At 75.0% G+C, this 3278-nt stretch carries 6 protein-coding genes; 3 read left to right on the forward strand and 3 right to left on the reverse strand.

What is annotated here, in order from left to right; all coding sequences use genetic code 11:
- Positions 1-191, reverse strand: a 191-nt coding sequence (locus tag ECOMGDLI_RS02545) for a response regulator transcription factor (protein WP_143447469.1), incomplete at its 3' end; no start/stop codon positions are given.
- A 134-nt stretch (positions 192-325) separates the two neighbouring features.
- Here ECOMGDLI_RS02545 and ECOMGDLI_RS02550 point away from each other — a divergent pair.
- The gene (locus tag ECOMGDLI_RS02550; protein ID WP_088313285.1) at positions 326-973 is read left to right on the forward strand and encodes a hypothetical protein; all 648 of its coding nucleotides are present in this window, start codon (positions 326-328) and stop codon (positions 971-973) included.
- Between the two features lie 10 nt (positions 974-983).
- Here the strand turns inward: ECOMGDLI_RS02550 and ECOMGDLI_RS02555 are convergent, their stop codons facing one another.
- Positions 984-1385, reverse strand: a complete 402-nt coding sequence (locus ECOMGDLI_RS02555; RefSeq protein WP_143447470.1) for a hypothetical protein — start codon at positions 1383-1385, stop codon at positions 984-986.
- The gene (locus ECOMGDLI_RS02560; protein ID WP_088313289.1) at positions 1346-2200 is read right to left on the reverse strand and encodes a BTAD domain-containing putative transcriptional regulator; all 855 of its coding nucleotides are present in this window, start codon (positions 2198-2200) and stop codon (positions 1346-1348) included. The genes ECOMGDLI_RS02555 and ECOMGDLI_RS02560 overlap by 40 nt, the downstream gene beginning before the upstream one ends.
- A 424-nt stretch (positions 2201-2624) precedes the next feature.
- Between ECOMGDLI_RS02560 and ECOMGDLI_RS02565 the strand changes: the two genes are divergently transcribed.
- Both ECOMGDLI_RS02565 and ECOMGDLI_RS02570 read left to right on the forward strand, forming a co-directional pair.
- Positions 2625-2831 (forward strand): hypothetical protein, encoded by a 207-nt coding sequence (locus tag ECOMGDLI_RS02565; protein WP_143447471.1) that lies wholly within the window; start codon positions 2625-2627, stop codon positions 2829-2831.
- Positions 2832-2892: 61 nt separating this feature from the next.
- Positions 2893-3111 carry a hypothetical protein gene (locus ECOMGDLI_RS02570; RefSeq protein ID WP_088313293.1) on the forward strand — a complete coding sequence of 73 codons (219 nt, stop codon included), beginning with the start codon at positions 2893-2895 and terminating at the stop codon, positions 3109-3111.
- The last annotated feature ends 167 nt before the right edge of the window (positions 3112-3278 follow it).

The raw sequence follows: 3278 nt of genomic DNA on the forward strand, positions 1-3278 counted from the left end.
AGGACCTGGAGGCCGTCGACGTCGGGCAGGCCGAGGTCGAGCAGGACGACGTCGGGGCGGTCGTCGATGACCGCCTGGAGCCCCGGCAGCCCGGCCGGCCGCCACGTCACCGTGTGGCCGCGCTCGGTCAGGGCCCGCGTCAGCGCGGCACGGATGCCCGCGTCGTCCTCGATCAGCAGGATCACAGCCACGACGGGGACGCTATCCCCCCTGACCCCCGGACAGGCAATGCTTCGTCCGGTCGGTCCCTGCCGGGGCCCGGTTCCCGCGAGCGCCGGACGGTCCTCGTGACCGGTGCGTACCCTGCCCCCGAGGAGGTGGCGGCATGAGGCTGACCCGGTGGACGCTCTTCGCGTCCCTGTGGCTGCTCTGCGTCGGCATCGTCGCCGCCGCTGCCTGGTACGCGATCGACTCGGCCGGCCGGCAGGTGCGCGTGCTCGCCTCCGACAGCTCGCGCGGCGGGACGCCCCGGGCGGCCACGACGACGGCGCCCCCGCAGGGGTCGTCCACGCCGGCGGGGCCGACGGACGGGCGGACGTCGTCGCCCGCGCAGTCCCCGACCACGTCGTCGCCGGAGCCCTCGACGTCGTCGACGGACCCGAGCCCGTCGTCCTCGGACGCCGCCCGGACGTCGTCCTCGTCGACGCGGAGCACGTCGTCCCGGCCCTCGACCCGGACGTCGAGCACCCGCTCCCCGCGGCCGCAGCCGAGCACGCGGACGACGACACCGGCCCGGACCAGCTCGAGGACCGTCTCGACCCGGGGCGGCTCGGTGACCGTGACGTGCCGCCGCGGCGACCCGATCGACTACTCCGTCAACCCCGCCCAGGACTGGAGCGCGCAGGTCAACGAGCGCGGCAGCGTCGAGGTCGAGGTCAAGCTACGCAACGACAGCACCACCATCGAGGTGCACGCGACGTGCGTCGACGGCGAGCCGAGGACCGAGGTCTCGGAGAAGTCCGAGGACGACTGAGGCCCGAGGGTCATCCGTCCTCGACGACCACCGTGGAGTGGTTGCGCCGCCACACCGAGCCCCGGTCCACGGTCTTCCCGCGGACGACGAGCTTCACGCCGACGCGGGAGCCGTCGCTCGTCTTGACGACCGTCGCCGACTTCCCGCCCTTGCGGTCGGTGAACTCGGCGTCGCCGCAGCCCTTGTGCTTCTTGCCGTCGACGGTCGCCGTCCAGCAGACGTCGTCCGCCGCGGAGATGACGACGACGGTGCTCGACGACGACTTCGACGACTTCGACTTCGAGGACGAGGAGCTCGACGAGTCGGTCGGGGTGCAGGCCGCCAGCGAGAGCACGAGGACCGGCACCGCGGCGGCCACGACGGGGCCGCGGGTCAGGTGCGTGCGGTGCGGACGGGGGACTTCTGCGGCCATGACGGCCTCCCTGGGGTGGGGTCGGTGCCCGGACGCCGGCGCAGCCGGGCGACGAGGGCCTCCATCTGCGGGCTCGGCGTGATGTGGAGCTCGCGTGCGAGCCGGGTGCGGAACCGTTCGTGCTGCGCGAGGGCGGTCGCGACGTTGCCCTCGCAGACGTGGACCTCGATGACGGCGCGGTGCGCGCTCTCCCGCAACGGGTCCAGGGCGACGGCGGCCAGCGCGACCTCGAGCGCGAGACCGTACCGGGCCGCTGCGGAGAGCAGCGCGGACAGCCCCTCGAGGGTGTGCAGCCGCAGGTGCCGCAGCCGCTCCGCCTCGACGAGGACCCAGTCGTCGTACCAGCCCGGGAGCAGGTCCCCGGCGAAGGGGCCGTCCCCGACGAGCGCGGTGCACAGCGCCGCGAGCTGAGCGGTGCCGGTGGCCGGACCACCGGTCCCGTCGGCCTCGGCGGGCCAGGACGCCGCCCGCAGGACGTCCTGCGCGACGGCGACGAAGTCCCGGACGTCGACCGACGCGTCGACCTCCAGCGCGAGCTTGGACGCCCGGAGCGCCCCCGGTGCGAGCCGGGCGAGGGTCGCCACGGCGGCCCTGAGGTTCTGCCGGGCCCGGTGCTCGTCCGTCTCCGGCCAGAGCATGCCCGCGACGACCGCGCGCTGCTGCGGCCCGTGCAGGGCGAGCAGCGCCACGACGCGCTGCTCGCGCGCGGTGAGCTGGACCGGGCCGTCGGGCCCGTCGAGCCGGAAGGACCCGAGCAGCGTCACCGCGTACCCGGGTGACGGTCCGGTGCCGTCGGCCGTTCTCCGCGTGGTCATCGCGCCCCCGTGATGCCGCGTGCCCCGTCCGGGCGGCGGACCGCCCGGTGCTCCCGGACGCTCCGGGGAGGCCGCGGGCACCGGCCCGGTGCCGGGCACGGTGCGCAGACGCCCCGTCGCGTCGTCGCGTGCGCCGGGGGTGACCGCGTACGGCGGCCCCGGCGACGTGATGCCGGCCGTCTGCCCTCGCCGGCCGGTTCGTCGATCACTGCGTTCATCAGGTTTCTCGCGCCCCGCGGTATTTGTCAACGCTTATGGGGATGAGATGAACGACGGCCGGAATGCCCGCTCTCACAGGTGACGCGTGGATCACGCGCGGGTCACGCGCCGGACCGATCATGGGTCACGCACCGCGGACGCCCGGCCGTGTCGAGTGGTCCGACGCGACCGCAGACCCGCGGTCGCCCCACTGGAGGTGAACCTCATGCGCACCGAACTCACCCTCGCCGAGGTCGAGGAGCAGGACGTCGAGCTGCTGCCCGCGCGGGCGGCCCTCGGCGGCTTCCACCACCACCCGGGCAACTGGGCGTCCGTGTACGCGTCGAACCAGGCGATGGCGCTCAACGCCGGCAGCCACTTCTCGCACGCGGTGGCCCACGCCAACCAGACGGTCTTCGTCGTCCAGGGCTGACCGCCGTCCGCCGGTGGTCCTGCTGCTGACCACCGGCGGGGGCACCCGATGAGGAGGGGCCATGCCCGCGACCGTCCGTACGACCGCCGCCGTCGACGACCTGTCCGTCGACCTGTCCGCCGAGACCGTCGAGCTGCTCCCGCAGCGCGCCGCGCTCGGGCACGGCGGCATCAACATCACCACCATCACCGGCGTCAACATCGCGATCGCGGTGAACGCCGGGTCGATCCACAGCGCTGCCTGGGCCTCGGCCTGGCAGGGGATCGGCGCCCACGCCTGACGGCGCGCGGCCGGGGGCGGGCGACCGCCCCCGGCCGTTGCCGTCCGCGCGGCAGCGGTGCCGCCCGGAGGAGGTGCTCCATGACGACCCTGACCGGGCCAGGCCGCGCGGCGGCCGGCGCCGCCCCGCCCGCCGGGGCCTGGCCCGGTCAGGGTCGTCATGGAGCA

The sequence above is a fragment of the Kineosporia sp. R_H_3 genome (assembly GCF_002198675.1).
In the GTDB taxonomy this organism is placed as follows: Bacteria; Actinomycetota; Actinomycetes; order Actinomycetales; family Kineosporiaceae; genus R-H-3.